A 14,649-nucleotide genomic window follows, 5' to 3' on the forward strand; every position below is an offset into this window, starting at 1 on the left:
ATTACGCGAGGCTAATGTAACAGCGTGATAAACAAAATTCATTAAAAGTGACAGATTTTGTCCCTTAATATTAGTAGCCAAATAGTTGTTACAAGTAGAGCAAACAGCACTGCTATAAGTATGATAATGATGAAGATGTATTAGCGATAAAGGATTTATCGTTAACTTGAACAAGGAAAAACTAACGAAGCTAACAACCAGCTTAATCTCGGCCGCTATTCTATCTGCATTTAGTACCAATGCACTCGCCGAAGAAACCTATGTACAAATTGGTGACTACACTCAAATTCTACTGCCCCTTGGTGGCCTAGGTGTGAGTTTAGCCAAAGGTGATACCGCAGGTAGCTGGCAATTAACCAAGTCGTTCGCCACGACTATGATATTCACCCATGGAATTAAGTTTGCCGTAGACAAACGCCGGCCTAACTTTACCACAAACAATTCGTTTCCCTCTGGTCATACCGCTGCTGCATTTAGTGGTGCTTCTTTCTTCCAAACTCGTTATGGCTCAGCTTGGGGCGTGCCCGCTTACGCCCTTGCCGCATACACCGGCTGGAGCCGAGTACATGGTGATAAACACTACTGGGATGACGTAATTGCAGGTGCCAGTATCGCTACTTTGAGCAACCTGTTTTTTGTTAACCCCATCGACCAAGACATTAAAGTAAGCCCAATAGTTGATGGCGATGCCAAAGGTTTACAAATTTCATTATCAAATGGCTTTTTTGAAGGAGGAACGCGCTCTAAAAAGCCACCAACAACGTTTGACTCTAAGTTTAAATTTGATTTTTTACTAGGGCCAACTCGCTTAAAATCTAATGATATTGGCAGCTGTGCTTCTAAGCAGAAAATATAATTTGGCCAAGAAGATACCTTGACTACAGCAGCCGCAAGATAGACGTGGTTTGCTAGTGACCAACATAGCTTTAGTTACCTTACCCAGCCCTACGAAGCACGAGACCAAGGCAAGGTAGAAGGCGGCGGTGATGTTTATGCGCAATACCAAGTTTGGGATAACTTAGTTAATTGGCAGTACGATTTACAGCTTGGTAAACAATGGATAGGTAAAGCCGGTTTAGGTTTATTAATTCAATATGCGCAAGCTTCACTTTACCCCGACTCAAGCTTTAGCAAAGAGTTAAAAGCTGAAGAAGAGTGGTTATGTTACCCTTTAGCAAACGCTACCTTTGGCTAAAATTTCACACCTAAAATGAACCTCGCATTTACTGGTGAATACGGTAATAATGGTGACGGTGAAGTGCTTATGACAGACATAGGCATTAACTATGCGTTTAATAAGCGCTGGGATATTGGTGGTGGATACAACTACTACAAGCGTGATCAAGACAATGCCAAGACCTTTAGAAAAATTGAGTTCGACAGTATTTACCTACGTTTAGGTTATGTATTTTAATACTATAGGCGCAGGTTGCGCCTTTTTATTACCTTTTACTTGCAAGGACGCCCGTGAGTACTCGTTTAAAGTCTGCTTTACTAATTAACCTAATTTGCTTATTGGTGGTGGCCGGTGTCACCACTTTAGCTCTGCCTTTTCTTTATCAGCAGCAAAAATCCAACACCGAAAAAGAAGTGACAACCGCGCTAAGTTTGTTTGAAATTAGTGCCCGGCGCGCGGTTAATATTCAAAACAAAGCGGTGCTAAAAGAGCTCGCTGATGAGTTGTTAAAGTCACCTAGCGTTAACTATGTAAAAGTTACCGACCAAAGCAGCCGCACTGTAATGGTGGAAGCTGGAACGCCACGAAAGAAGCAAGCAAATGACGGCAAGCAAACCAACAAACTGGCTGCTAAAGTTGATAACCACCAGCGTTCATCTACCCAAATTAACCCTATCGCTTGGGTAGAGATAGAGTTTTCCAGCCCCACCAATGTTTACCATTGGTTGCTGCCACATCGCTTAGTCGTATTCCGGCTACTAGCCGGAATATTGTTGCTACAAATCTTACTCAGTGTTTTTGTAAGTAGAATGTTTACCACTGCCCCTGCAAAACCTACATCAAACAAGCCAGTAAGCAACAAGCAACAGGCAAAACAAGATCCTGTTATCTCTAGCTCAAAAACGGCGGGAGAAATTACCAATGCCAAGTTAAGTAAAGAGTTACAAACAGCTAAAGCGCAACACAAAAAAGACCAACAAAAAGTGAAGCAACTGGTTGAGTTATCAAACCGCGCTAACAGTTTGAAAAAAGCTCTGCTAGAACATGCTAATAACGCCGTATTTGTCGTTGATGAACACAATCACGTTATTGAAGCCAGCAACATTGGGCTTAACTACCTAAACGTAAGCAAAGCCAAACTCATCAACATTAACTTAAATAAACACTACTCGGTACCGAACCAAGAGAATACTCAAGATGGCGAGTTTATGGAGTTATTGGTTTCTTACCCTGAGGAGTTTTACCTATTAGTTAAAGCAAACAAAACGGGTAAAACCTACGCGGCTAGCCACCTTGCCCTCCCCTTTAGTGAGGACAGTTTGTATTTAGTGAGCATTAACCCCATTAGCCAACAACATCAGGCTAGCCCGCAAAAACCAAAACCTAAGACAATCTTACAAAGCTTAACACCCAGCGATTTATACAGCCCCCTTAAAGCAGGATGTTTAGATGCCTTAAACCAGCTTAACAAGGCCTCGCTTCTGGCACCTAATGAGCATTCGGATAGAGAGCGCTTAGACGCGCAGCTGCGCTTAAACACTTTGATACGCAGCTTACCTTGGCAGCAGCAAGAAGCCAGCATAAAGCTTAACGCGGAGTCTGTACTAGACGTACTTGAGCAGAGGCTCGGTCTGTTTTCGTCGCTTTACCAAGCTCAAGAATTGCATTGGGCACTGGTAGTTAGCCCAGAGATTAGCCCGCAATACATGCTTAATCGCGCTCATCTAACTGCGATATTAGATCTGCAGCTTTACTTGATCTCGTTGTACCCAGCCAGCAGCCAAGTGCTTATTCAGTTGCAGGTTGAAGATCAACAATTGGTCTTTTCTGTGGATAGCGAAAACGCCGGCCAATTAAATGCTTTACAGCAATCAATCATTGCCCTTAGCGCAGCCTTAGTAAAACAAATCAATGGCCGCCAGCAACAAAACCAAGACTCCTTAAGCATTTGCTTAAACTATCAAGCGGTAGCATCGGACCAATTGGTAGAAAGCCCTAGTGATGAGGTGCAATACTTCGCAGTAGATTTTGCTGATGAGTTTTTCCAGCGTTGTATCAGCATTCAACTACAACTTTTATCTGCCGAGCTTGTAGAGCTCAAACAGGTCGAAGATGTGGCCACCAATCACAAGGTAACAGTGATAACCGACAAACCTGAGCGAAGCCTTGAGTTAGAAGACCAAGGCATTAAGCTAACGGTATTGCTGGTAGCAGAACAACTGCCTTCACCAACACAAGTCGACTCTTCACCTAAGCCACTATTTTGTTTGAAGCATCATCTGTGCAGCTTCTTAATGGCGAGCGTCTTCAAGCGACATTCCGATAAAGAAGAGCAGCAAACTATCGAAGACCTTGCGGAAGTAGCCATTGCAGCATCAACCGAAGATGAGCCAAACACACCAAGCAACTTCTCTATTGCCTCGTTTAGCCAATCAAAGCACCGTTTTGAGCACTTAAGTACTCACATAGGTGACATTGCCATTAAATGGCAGCATCGTGCTTGGCAAGAAGCTTATAACCAGATTAAGAATCTCGGCACAGTTGATTACTTGTTACTAGAAAGCAGCGAGCTCACGCCGATCCGTATTCAACAAATACAACAGTACAAACCTGAGCTTCGCTTACTGCTATTAGTGAACAACGCTAAGGATTTTGATGCCACATATTTAGCGGGCTTACATTACTATTTGCTAAGCGAAACCAATACAGAAAGCGATATCCGCGATGTGTTGGTATTAAATCAACATTTTGGGCAGGCATTAGAAGGCTTGTGTGCCGATGAGCAGCTATTGTCATCTCAAGCTCTATCGGAATATAGCTACCTTCGCTTAATTGAAAGCCTTAGCGGCTTAAGCCCTAGCGAACCAAAACCCAAATCCAAACCCGATAACCAAGCTGTGACATCGACCACAAAAGCGGATAATGAGCCCTACTTGCTTGCACTAAAAAATGTATTCAGTATCGAAAACAAAAATCGCTCTTCTCTCATTGTAGAGTTTGCCAAGCAGCAACGATGGAAAGAGGCACAAGAGCAAGTACAACAGCTCGCATTTGGAGCAGAGAAGTTTGCATCCGATAAACTCAGCCAGCAGGTAAGTGAGATTTCTGAAGCAGTATTTAAGCAAGATGAAACTGCCTTAGCTAGCGCCCTAGAACAGCTTAGCTAAGCGTTTTTGCTAATCGAAGACAATAAAAAAGAGCAAGATTACCTTGCTCTTTAACTTTACACTATCGTACTAATCAACGATTAAATCGTAATCTTTACGAAGAATATCAATCACTTCTTGTTTTGGATTGTCACCAATGGTAATTGGCGCACCAGTGATTTTTTCGGCAATGCCCGTGTAGGTTTCCGATATTTTCATTAATACTTCAACCGGCAAATTGTTATCTCGCGCCAAGGCTTCGCGCTCTGGCATACGGTTTTTATTCAACAGTATGTCTGGGTCTGGGAAGTAGCTAAGTAAGGTTTGGCGGAAGTCTTCTTTAGAGTTCTCCACAACCTTACCTTCACGATAACTTGGGCCATCCCAAATACGTGATGAATCAGGCGTGCCAACTTCATCCATATATATCAACTTGTCCTGGCCTTGGGCGTCGGTCACGTAACCAAATTCAAATTTGGTATCAACAAATACTTGGTCGATATCGCTTAATGCCTGACTAATTACACCAAAACCTTGCTTAAGCAGGTTTTCATAAACATCGATATCTTTAGCCGATTTAAAGTTAAATGCTGCGTAGTTGTCTTCAATGTTGTTGCGAGTAACATTTACATCGTCTGCTTCTGGCACGCCGGGGATCCCTTTAAGAATCCCTTTAGTAGACGGGGTAATGAGAATCTCTGGCAGTTTTTGATCCCGTTGTAGCCCTTCCGGTAAATCAATACCACAGAAGTTACGCTCACCTTTCTCATAAGCACGCCACATAGAGCCAGTAATATATTGTCGACAAATCGCTTCAATCATTACCGGACGTGCTTTTTGAACAATCCAAACAAAGGGATGAGGAATATCCAGAATGTGGCTATCGGCCAAGCCTTGTTCTTTGAAAAGCTTAAACCAATGGTTGGAAATTGCGTTCAGTGCAGCACCTTTACCAGGTACGCCTTTAAGGCCCTCTTCGCCGTGCCATATACAATCAAAGGCTGAAATTCGGTCGCTGATTACCATAATTGCTAGTGGTGTGTCGGCGGCAACATCATAAGCTTTTTCTTTAATGAGTCGTTTACTATCAGCTTCGGTTAGCCAATATACCGAACGTACTTTACCGCTATGAACGGGCGCGTCGGTGCGAATGGGTAAATCGTTATTCACTGCTAATACTTTATCAGCAAGACTCATGGTAAACAGTCCTCTATTTAAGAACGAAAAATCAACGAGCAAGCTCGCTTACACACTGATTTTTACGGGGAACATTAATTTGCTGAAGGATTTTACCAGAAAGCTCGCTAACTGCTAGCGATTCGCGAGCTCTACACAACTTTCATTCTCAGATACGCTTTAGTCAAACTTAGCTAAAGAATGAATATGATGTGGCTAAAAGCTATTGCTCGTCCAAATACCAATAGCCGGCGTTGAGTAGCTCTAACAGCCAATCAAGCTGGTGCTCATCTTCGTTAAAGGCCCGCAACGAGTGAGTGTCTATGGCGGAACTATCACACATATTTTTTGCTAAAGCCCAAGAACAGTTAGGCACCGCATAGCTTTGCCCATCTACAAACAGTTCATAAGGCAATACATCAAGATATAAGGCCTTAATCCCCGCGGTGCGTTTTAACTCTGCACCCAGTTCCATCAATTGGCGTAGATCACTCATCGCTAACTCTTGATCGCTGCCACTTAGCACAACAATGTCAGAACTATGTGATGAATCACTAAGGTACTCACCTAAAAAATGGGCACTGGCTTGAGGAGAATTGATTAAAGACTGCATCAGTTTATTAAGTGCTAATGTATCATTTTCTGCCACTCGACCAAATTCCTTGGTTTCTTGTCGGCGCGGATCAGCAAAACGTTGTGAGTTGGTTTCGTGTTGCAAAAGGTAATCGGCAAAACCAGTGACTAAATCTTTCGCGTTTGGCGCTCTAAATCCCACCGAATAGCTCATCGATGGTTCTATCGCGTAACCTTCATGAGGGCAGCCGGGCGGGATATACAACACATCTCCGGCTTCGAGTACCACATCAATCTCAGCAACAAAGTCTTCGCAGTGTTTTAACTTATCGTGAGACGCAAACTCTTTAAGAATTTGCTTTTGGCCAACACGCCAATGTCGCTTACCTTGTCCTTGGATGATGAATACGCAATATTGATCGATATGTGGCCCTACACCGCCCTTAACGGTGGAGTAACAAATCATCACATCGTCAAATCGCCAGTTAGGGATAAACTGAAACGCCGCGGCTAGTTTTGCCACTTCACTATGCCAATGGTCGACACCTTGAACCAACAGAGAACTATGTGATTCCCCCAGCAATGCAAAGTCTTCGAATGGCCCTAGGTGAGCTTGCCACTGCTGCTCGTGACATGTTACCAATCGGCTTTGAATATCAGCCTCCATGGCTAAGCCAGCAAGTTCTTCAGGGCTAAGTGGGTCCACAAAATCAAGCATGCCTTGTTTTAACAAACAGGGACGCTGTTGCCAGTAATTAGCCATAAACTCTTGTTGGTTAAATGCGGTTTGATATGTCATACAGCTTACCTTTTGTAGTATCGGCAAAGTGTAACTGATTTCCACACTGGCTTTTAGCCAAACCGTCGCTTTATTCAAAGGACAAAACTCAAAAAACTTTGTATGCTTAGGCCAGCTAACAGGGACAGTAAACGTAACACTAAACCATGACCACGCACTTTCAATTATTTGATCTCCCGGAAAATGCTACCGAGGAGCAAATAAAAACCCGTTACAAACAACTCGCCAGCCGCTGCCACCCCGACAAAGGCGGTTCTGCCCAGTTGATGATCTTAATTAAAAACAGTTATCAAAAACTGTTGTTAGGTGAAGGCGCGATTGCCATAGAACAATCTTTAGATGATTCGAACAAGCAAGTCCTCGCCTTAAAGAAAACCATTCATCAACAGCAGTTCTATATTCAAAAACTTAGCGTAGCAATTGCCAAACAGGCACAAATTAAAGAAACCAAACGATTAAAAAAGATATTAATGCCAGCGCTTGTTGGGATACTTGCTGTAGTGGTGGTAGTTCTAGCCAATGGCTGGTATCAGTCTAACCAGCAATTAAACAAAGTAAGCAAACGGCTGACTACAACCATTAATAACAGCAATAAACCTGTAAAACCCACAATGCCTGCGCTAAACCAAGAAAATTTAGCCAAAACATGGGAGCTAAAACATAAACTACGTTTAAGCAGTGCTCGCCAACAATACCTTGAGTCAGATTTGGATATGAGTTTGTCGCTTATTCGTGCCTTGCTCAATCAGCATTCCGCCAAAGCGCTCAACCAAGTACAGCAGCAGTTTTTGTTACAGCAGCATATACAAATACCCCCCGTAATTGATAACAAAGCGGTCATTGATGAAAGTGCAACTTATAAAAGTTCTAACGCAGAAAAATCGACTAAAGCTCAACAAACGGAAGTGCAACAAATAGAAGAGATCAATTTAGACGGGGAACCGAGAGCAGTGCTTTTAGATAGTCTCGATGTTAGCGCTGCAAACGCAACAACTAATTAGATAAGAAAGCCTTTAACTCACGTTTTGCCTGTTCGTTTTGTTCTTTAATAGCGGCAATTTGGTCTAGCAGGCGAGTCTTTTTATCACCACAAGGTAGCTTGGCACACAGCTCATCTAAGCGTGCTAAAGGGTCTAATAGTTTGTCGAAATGCTGGTTAATTTGTTCCATTTTCACTATCCCAGTTAAAACCGCCATTAAGTGTACTGATCAAGTACTTGAAAACAAGACTCCAAATGGGTGAAACTTCATTAACTTGAAGTAAATACACTAATTATCCAATGCCTTACTCTGCGCTGCTCGAACCAATTAACAATTTTTTATACTGCTCTACACCTAAGCAATGGCTGGCTATGGCTAAAGAGCCGATAAACTTAAAGGTTTTATTGATCGATCATGCAAATGCAGAGTGGAAAGCGGCCGCCACCGCAAGCAAACTGATGCTTAAGTATGCCGGTGCTAATCAGCCATTGATTCAACAAGAAATAAAAGCATTGCTAGCTCCCTATGAGTTCATTATTTTTCGGGCGGGTCGCTGGTCTGTTCAGGTTTTTATTGATTGGTTTTTTCCCTTAGGTTTAGACAAAGCCAATAACGAGCAACTAAAAGCAGCCCTTACAACCTTGGCTTTAATGCAGCGATGCAAGTTTGACCAACAGCTATTGTCACAGCTGCATGAACTAGTAGGCAGTCCTAGCCATCACTGTACACACAGAGCATCAACATTAAGTGCTAAAGCAGAAACGAGATCAGAGGGGCAACTATCAGACTTTCAAATAGCATTAATTGAAAAAATGCGGCTGCTAATTAAAGAGGAACTACATCACTTTGAACAGGTTTTCTCTATCATGCGTCAGTTTAACATTCACTACCAAAACCTCCCTGCAGGTAGCTATGCCAAGGGCCTAATGTCGCAAGTTCGTCACTATGAACCACAAGCCCTAGCCGACAAACTTATTGTTGGTGCTTATATCGAAGCACGCTCCTGTGAGCGTTTCGCTATGCTAGCGCCACTTTTACCCGAGGCCATCGGTCAGTTCTATATATCATTATTGCGTTCAGAAGCCCGCCACTATCAAGACTATTTGAGCTTGGCCAATATGGTCATCGATGAACAAGAGCTCCAACAAAGAGTCAAAAAAATTGGCCAGCAAGAAGCACAGCTAATTTATCAGCAAGATAAGATGTTTCGTTTTCACAGTGGAATACCCTTGAGCTAGTATAATTAATCTAGAGTCAATTGATCACCCAAGCTGTAAACCACGTATTTACTAGCGACGTCAATCAAATTGGATAAGGTGACTTATGCGCTTACCCTTGTTTCCATTAGAGCTTTTTGTTTTGCCTGGAGGCCTAAATAAACTACGCATTTTTGAACCGCGTTATTTACGCTTGGTCTCTATAGCCAGCGAAGAAGCCAAAGGTTTTGTATTATGCCAACCTCTAGCAGAAGGCCAAACAGACTTTAAAATAGGCGTTCATTGCCAAATTGAAGATTTTGAGCAGCTAGATGACGGCATGCTAGGCATCACTATTCGCGGCATTAAGCGCGTAGACTTAAGCGATGTTAGCCAAGCCGACGATAAGCTTTATAGCGCTTTTGCTCAAGCTAAACCCAATTGGCAACTTGAAAAGCCTCCCGCAGTTGAAGATGACTTAAGTGAAAAACTACAACAGGTACTAACGCAGCATGAGCTCTACGAGCAACATCCAGATTTTTTCGCTTATGATGATGAATATTGGGTAGTCTCACGTTGGTTGGAGCTATTACCTTTCTCCAGTAAAGCAAAAAACCAAATTCTTTTTGAAGATGATTTCTCAACCTTAGATAACCTGGTCCATCAATTAGTATCAGAAATAACAATAGGCCATAGGTAGCTGAAATTAAAAGTGATTGTAAGTTAATCGCTTAGCCTTAAGGTACCTATAACAATCAGCATTAAAAACTTATATTTAACTCAAAAATGTCATATTTATCGTAATTTGCGAACTTTTACACAGTCTTGTAATCAAAAGTGCTTTAATATGATTAGGTCATGGATGATGAGAAGAAGTAATGGCTTCGCATTGGACATAGAATCCAATATGCTATTGCCCTAATAACCTCGGAACGATAAATATCTAGTAGTTAGACAGTAAGAGATCTGCGACCCTTTCTGTCTTAAAGGTGATTCATGAGATATAAAGCAAAAATAAGCGCAGCAATTACACAAGCACTACCGCTAGTCCAATCTGCCACCGCCGATGAAGCCGTACTTTGGAACATCGAAAAAGAGCGTGACATGCTCTGCATGGAGTTCACTTCAAATATGAGCTTCGAAAGTTTAGAGGCTGGATTTAAACAAGCCGCAGAGAAACTAGGCATTACCTGCCCTATTAGTATCTTAAAACTGCGTCGCTAGTTTATAAGACAGTGGGGGCGGATCTCCTCCCCCAACTCTTTCCATTAATTTTTAGTCTTAGTCATCTTCTCGTTAGTTTGTTGCGTATCTAATATACAAACTAAGGAGGCTGATATGGATTTGATTATTAATTCTCATGAAGGTGACATCTACCTAGTTAACGAGCAACAACATAGTTCTCAACGGATACTCTGCGATAGCAATCATCACCCTCTCAGGTTCTCCAGCATTTCTAGCATTAAACAACACTACCAAGACCAAGCCATCGATAATGTTTGGCTAGTTCAGCACTCGGCCTACGATGAAATGTGCGGCTTACAAAACACCAACCAGCCAATGAAAATGCAATTAAGATGGTAGCTAGCGATTATCAACAGAGTAAAAAAAAGCAGCCATTAGGCTGCTTTTTACTTAGTCTTGAAGCCAAGGCGGTAAACATACCCCTAAGCCACCTAAACCACAGTATCCATTGGGATTCTTGTGTAGATACTGCTGATGGTAAAGCTCTGCATAATAGAAGGTATCAAAACTAACTATCTCAGTGCTAATAGCATGAGCTAAGCCTTCACCTTGCAGGGCTTTTTGATAAGCCTGCTGAGCTTGCTTAGCTAACTCTAGCTGTTTACTGCTGGTGGCAAATATCATCGAGCGATACTGAGTTCCAATATCCCCACCTTGGCGCATGCCCTGAGTAGGATCGTGCTGTTCGAAAAAGCAGGTCAATAACTGTTGATAGCTAATCACACTTGGGTCGTAAATGACTTTAACAACCTCAGTATGCCCAGTTAAGCCAGTGCACACTTCATCGTAATTTGGGTTAGGTGTAAAACCACCGGCATAACCTACTGCCGTTGTAAATACACCTTGTTGTTGCCAAAACAGTCGCTCAGCGCCCCAGAAACAACCTAATCCAAAGTAGGCAGTTTCCTGATCAGCGCTAGCTTGCTCTAAGTAATTGCTACCGTTTACTGCATGAATTCCGTCTAACTCAATTGCTTCCAAGCGCCCTGGTAAGGCATCAGCTTGGCTAACCAAAGTCGTTTTGCTCATCGATACAACTCCATCTCTATTGGCAAACGTTTAATTAATGGCACCTAGCCACCAATTTTAGCCCAAGTATCACGCAAACCTACGGTACGGTTAAACACTAAAGCTTCCGGGCTTGAATCTACGCTGTCGGCACAAAAATAACCTTGGCGTTCAAACTGGTAAGCATGTTCGGCTTCTGCGTTAACTAAGCTTGGTTCAACAAAGCCTTGTTTAACTACCAATGACTCAGGGTTAAGCACGGCGGTGAAATCTTCTTCAGCAGCTGGGTTAGCAACGGTAAACAAACGGTCGTACAAACGGATTTCCGCAGGCTTGGCATGTTCAGCAGACACCCAATGTATAACGCCTTTTGGTTTACGTCCATCTTCAGGGTTTTTACCTAAGGTGGTATCGTCATAAGTACAATAAACGGTAGTAACATTACCGTTTTCGTCTTTATCACAGCGCTCGGCTTTAATCATGTAAGCATTACGTAAACGTACTTCTTTGCCGATTACTAAGCGCTTGAACTTCTTGTTAGCTTCTTCACGGAAGTCTTCAGCTTCAATGTACAGTTCACGACTAAACGGCACTATTCGCTCGCCCATATCTTCGCTAGGGTGATTAGGCGCAGATAGCTGTTCTACCTTATCTTCAGGGTAATTTTCGATTATTACTTTAATTGGATCTAACACTGCCATTGCACGAGGTGCATTAGCATTTAAATCGTCACGTATACACGCTTCCAACATTGGCATTTCTACCATGTTTTCCATTTTGGTCACGCCAATGCGCTTACAAAACTCAACGATCGAAGCAGCGGTATAACCCCGACGACGTAAACCAGCGATAGTTAACATGCGTGGATCGTTCCAACCGTTTACATGGCCATCGCTAACTAAAGTATTTAGCTTACGTTTAGACATTACCGTGTATTCGAGGTTTAAGCGTGAAAACTCGTACTGATGCGGTACTGTCTCAATGGTAATATTCTCCAGTACCCAATCGTATAAACGACGGTTATCTTGGAATTCTAAAGTACATAAAGAGTGAGTAATGCCCTCAATCGCATCCGAGATACAATGGGTAAAATCGTACATTGGGTAAATGCACCATTTATCCCCAGTTTGGTGGTGGTGGGCAAAACGAATCCGATAAATCACCGGGTCACGCATACACATGAACGAAGAGCTCATGTCGATTTTGGCACGTAACGAACACTCGCCTTCTTTAAACTCACCCGCGCGCATTTTTCTAAACAAGGCCAAGTTTTCTTCAACAGGAGTATCACGGTAAGGGCTGTTTTTGCCAGGTTGACTTAAGGTGCCACGGTACTCACGCGCTTCGTCGGCATTTAAGAAACAAACAAAGGCTAAACCTTTTTGAATCAACTCTTCAGCATAAGCGTATAACTGATCAAAATAGTTTGATGAGTAACATACCTCACCATCCCAATCAAAACCAAGCCACTTAACATCTTGCTGAATTGAGTTAACGTAGTCGATATCTTCTTTTTCGGGATTGGTATCATCGAAGCGCAAGTTACATGCGCCCTGGTAGTCTTGAGCAATACCAAAATTCAAACAAATCGACTTAGCATGGCCGATGTGTAAATAACCATTTGGCTCCGGTGGGAAACGTGTATGCACTGTGTCATGCTTTCCGGATTTAAGATCTTCATCAATGATGTGACGAATGAAATTGCTAGGGCGATTTTCCGCCTCACTCATACCAGCCTACCTATAAATAATGAAACGCTAATTAAAGCCGTATAATCCCTGATTCTTAGCCTTAGTACAAGCAACCATCGAACAAGCGATGAAAAGATCGCCTTATGCATCTGTTCCGCCTCCCCGCCTTGCCATTAAACAGCTTAGCTTGATTAACTTTTTTAGTTCTTCTTTTGACTAAACTCAACCAGCGCCTTACTGCAACTTCTACCGATAAGACAGGAATCAAAGTCATTCCCACCCAACTTTCTTAGTTATGGTTTTGTTAAGGAAATGGCGAATCTGTAGTCATGGTTTATAGTGATTAATGGTTACTGTTGATAATAAAGGAAATATGTCATGCGTCTACTTAGTGTTGCTTTTAGTATCCTGCTATTGGTTGCTTGCTCTAGCCAGCCCACCTGGGATGGTATGTCAGAATCTGAAATTGCGTCTTGGAAAGAAATCGGAGTAAATGTTGAACAAGTACAAACTTATGTACGAGCAGGCATGAGCCAACCACAAGTTAAAGAATTTATAGACCAAAACTTTAGTGACCCAAACCAAATTACCGCTTGGGCCCAAGCCTTCACCGCTGTTGACGCCCGAGGTTGGATAGATTCAGGTTTTGATCTTTCTTCAGCCACTGCATGGGCCGCTAAAAAGTTCACTCACCAAGAAGCGAGTGCTTGGACATCCGCTGATTTTGATTTAGATGGCGCAGTAGAAAACCGCAACAAGGGCTTAACCCCAGTAAAATAACACCATATAACCTAGGTGTTTACTCTATTTGAGTAGACACCTTGCCTAGGCCTTCGATGCTCACTTCTACTTGGTCGCCACTTTTTAGTGCTTTAGTTCTTCCCGGTGTACCAGTAAAGATCACATCATAGGCTTGTAAGCTTACATATTGGCTAATGTAACTAACAATATCCTCTACAGAGTGAATCATGTTGGCAGACGACTCTTGTTGAACGATATCGCCGTTTAGCTTAGTGGTCACAGTGAACTGGTTTTCAGCTGTAGTTTGAGTTATCCAAGGTGAAATCGGAGCAAAACCATCGGCACCTTTAGCCCGCCACCATTGCAAATCTCGACCTTGCCAAGAGCGCTCGGTGAGATCATTCCCTACGGTGTAACCAAATATGCAATCTCTAGCATTTTGCTTAGATACCTTTGAACAACTTTGACCAATCACAACCACCAGATCTCCCTCAAAATGCACATTTCGCGCATCCTTTGGGAGCTGCAAAGGTCCACCAATACTGAGAGAACTATATGACTTGTAAAAAATCTCTGGTTTGCTGGCACCTGCTTCTCCAGCATGGCTGCGATAGTTTAAACCCACTGCAAATACTGTGGCCGGTTTTATCGGCATTAAGTACTTGGCTGATGCCACAGTTGATGTTTGACCATTAACTTGGCCTTTATCTAAAGGTGAAGCATTTAAGTGAAGTAGCTTATCACCATCGCGTTTAACCCAAGTTTTTACCCCTTGATAGTCAATTAACGCAAACTGGTTAGTTTGCTCAGCAATAGCTGGGCTTGAGAGAAGTAAAAGCGCGAAGCCTGTCAATAATATGTAATTCACAGTTCTTACTTGATGTATTGTTTCTCAGCAACTACGTGCACCAGCAAA

General features: G+C 42.6%; 15 protein-coding genes. 9 read left to right on the forward strand and 6 right to left on the reverse strand.

The features are described 5' to 3' along the window. Positions 1-166: 166 nt before the first annotated feature. From K5L93_RS01105 to K5L93_RS01115, 3 genes are all read left to right on the forward strand, one after another. On the forward strand, positions 167-856 hold the full coding sequence (locus K5L93_RS01105; protein ID WP_220718096.1) for a phosphatase PAP2 family protein: 690 nt from the start codon (positions 167-169) through the stop codon (positions 854-856). A 354-nt stretch (positions 857-1,210) separates the two neighbouring features. Continuing rightward, positions 1,211-1,414 (forward strand): hypothetical protein, encoded by a 204-nt coding sequence (locus K5L93_RS01110; protein WP_220718097.1) that lies wholly within the window; start codon positions 1,211-1,213, stop codon positions 1,412-1,414. Between the two features lie 53 nt (positions 1,415-1,467). Then, on the forward strand, positions 1,468-4,344 hold the full coding sequence (locus K5L93_RS01115; protein ID WP_220718098.1) for a hypothetical protein: 2,877 nt from the start codon (positions 1,468-1,470) through the stop codon (positions 4,342-4,344). Between the two features lie 69 nt (positions 4,345-4,413). Here K5L93_RS01115 and K5L93_RS01120 read toward each other — a convergent pair whose 3' ends face one another. Together K5L93_RS01120 and K5L93_RS01125 are read right to left on the reverse strand one after the other, a co-directional pair. After that, positions 4,414-5,520, reverse strand: coding sequence for a phosphoribosylaminoimidazolesuccinocarboxamide synthase (locus K5L93_RS01120; RefSeq protein ID WP_220718099.1), 1,107 nt, complete (start codon positions 5,518-5,520; stop codon positions 4,414-4,416). A 202-nt stretch (positions 5,521-5,722) separates the two neighbouring features. Beyond that, positions 5,723-6,871, reverse strand: a complete 1,149-nt coding sequence (locus tag K5L93_RS01125; protein WP_220718100.1) for a ribosomal protein uL16 3-hydroxylase — start codon at positions 6,869-6,871, stop codon at positions 5,723-5,725. 146 nt (positions 6,872-7,017) lie between these two features. Here K5L93_RS01125 and K5L93_RS01130 point away from each other — a divergent pair, with 146 nt between their 5' ends. Next, a complete protein-coding gene (locus K5L93_RS01130; RefSeq protein WP_220718101.1) occupies positions 7,018-7,872 on the forward strand; it encodes a J domain-containing protein in 855 nt (284 codons plus the stop codon). Here K5L93_RS01130 and K5L93_RS01135 read toward each other — a convergent pair. Next, a complete protein-coding gene (locus tag K5L93_RS01135; RefSeq protein ID WP_016401053.1) occupies positions 7,865-8,041 on the reverse strand; it encodes a hypothetical protein in 177 nt (58 codons plus the stop codon). The genes K5L93_RS01130 and K5L93_RS01135 overlap by 8 nt on opposite strands. A gap of 110 nt (positions 8,042-8,151) precedes the next feature. Between K5L93_RS01135 and miaE the strand changes: the two genes are divergently transcribed. The 4 genes from miaE to K5L93_RS01155 all read left to right on the forward strand — a co-directional run bounded on the left by miaE (position 8,152) and on the right by K5L93_RS01155 (position 10,632). Beyond that, positions 8,152-9,090, forward strand: coding sequence for a tRNA isopentenyl-2-thiomethyl-A-37 hydroxylase MiaE (gene miaE / locus K5L93_RS01140; RefSeq protein ID WP_281422535.1), 939 nt, complete (start codon positions 8,152-8,154; stop codon positions 9,088-9,090). A gap of 85 nt (positions 9,091-9,175) precedes the next feature. Then, positions 9,176-9,748, forward strand: a complete 573-nt coding sequence (locus K5L93_RS01145; protein WP_220718102.1) for an LON peptidase substrate-binding domain-containing protein — start codon at positions 9,176-9,178, stop codon at positions 9,746-9,748. 296 nt (positions 9,749-10,044) lie between these two features. Further along, on the forward strand, positions 10,045-10,272 hold the full coding sequence (locus K5L93_RS01150; protein WP_016401056.1) for a hypothetical protein: 228 nt from the start codon (positions 10,045-10,047) through the stop codon (positions 10,270-10,272). 93 nt (positions 10,273-10,365) lie between these two features. Further along, positions 10,366-10,632: a DUF6482 family protein gene (locus tag K5L93_RS01155; RefSeq protein WP_281422598.1), complete on the forward strand. Its 267-nt coding sequence runs from the start codon at positions 10,366-10,368 to the stop codon at positions 10,630-10,632. A gap of 51 nt (positions 10,633-10,683) precedes the next feature. Here K5L93_RS01155 and msrA read toward each other — a convergent pair whose 3' ends face one another. Together msrA and glnS are read right to left on the reverse strand one after the other, a co-directional pair. Further along, on the reverse strand, positions 10,684-11,322 hold the full coding sequence (gene msrA / locus K5L93_RS01160; protein ID WP_220718104.1) for a peptide-methionine (S)-S-oxide reductase MsrA: 639 nt from the start codon (positions 11,320-11,322) through the stop codon (positions 10,684-10,686). A gap of 44 nt (positions 11,323-11,366) precedes the next feature. Then, entirely contained in the window at positions 11,367-13,031 is a 1,665-nt protein-coding gene (glnS, locus tag K5L93_RS01165) for a glutamine--tRNA ligase (RefSeq protein ID WP_220718105.1), read from the reverse strand. A 339-nt stretch (positions 13,032-13,370) separates the two neighbouring features. Between glnS and K5L93_RS01170 the strand changes: the two genes are divergently transcribed. Beyond that, positions 13,371-13,772 (forward strand): hypothetical protein, encoded by a 402-nt coding sequence (locus K5L93_RS01170; RefSeq protein ID WP_220718106.1) that lies wholly within the window; start codon positions 13,371-13,373, stop codon positions 13,770-13,772. Between the two features lie 19 nt (positions 13,773-13,791). Here K5L93_RS01170 and K5L93_RS01175 read toward each other — a convergent pair whose 3' ends face one another. Continuing rightward, complete coding sequence (locus tag K5L93_RS01175; protein WP_220718107.1) at positions 13,792-14,601, reverse strand: fumarylacetoacetate hydrolase family protein; 810 nt, start codon at positions 14,599-14,601, stop codon at positions 13,792-13,794. Between the last annotated feature and the right edge of the window lie 48 nt (positions 14,602-14,649).

The organism is Agarivorans litoreus, assembly GCF_019649015.1.
Lineage (GTDB): Bacteria > Pseudomonadota > Gammaproteobacteria > Enterobacterales > Celerinatantimonadaceae > Agarivorans > Agarivorans litoreus.